At 66.0% G+C, this 250-nt stretch carries 1 protein-coding gene; it reads left to right on the top strand.

Annotated features, from left to right (window positions below; all coding sequences use genetic code 11):
• Window positions 1–250: hypothetical protein (locus KVT34_RS30685; RefSeq protein WP_217563343.1), on the top strand; the 250-nt coding region annotated here is incomplete at both ends.

Raw genomic sequence — 250 nt, 5'->3', positions numbered from 1 at the left:
AGCGCGACACCACGGTGAGCGCGTCCTTCTCCGGCGACGCGCGGACCGCCCCGAAGACGGCCACGAGCCGGGTGGGCGCGAAGGTCAAGGTGTCGCTGAGCCTGAGCCGCTACTACAAGACGGCCAAGGTCAACGGGTACACCAAGTACTACTTCCGGAAGAAGACCAACCCGCTTCTCACGACCACGATGACGGCCTACCCCGGCCGCTCGCAGAAGCTGGAGTTCCAGATCTACTCCGCCGGCGCCTG

Origin of the sequence: Paenibacillus sp. GbtcB18 (assembly GCF_019091125.1) — a bacterium.
GTDB classification, from domain to species: domain Bacteria; phylum Bacillota; class Bacilli; order Paenibacillales; family NBRC-103111; genus Paenibacillus_F; species Paenibacillus_F chitinolyticus.
Note: the sequence above shows the minus strand (reverse complement) of the source record. Positions and strands in the feature narration are given on the sequence as shown.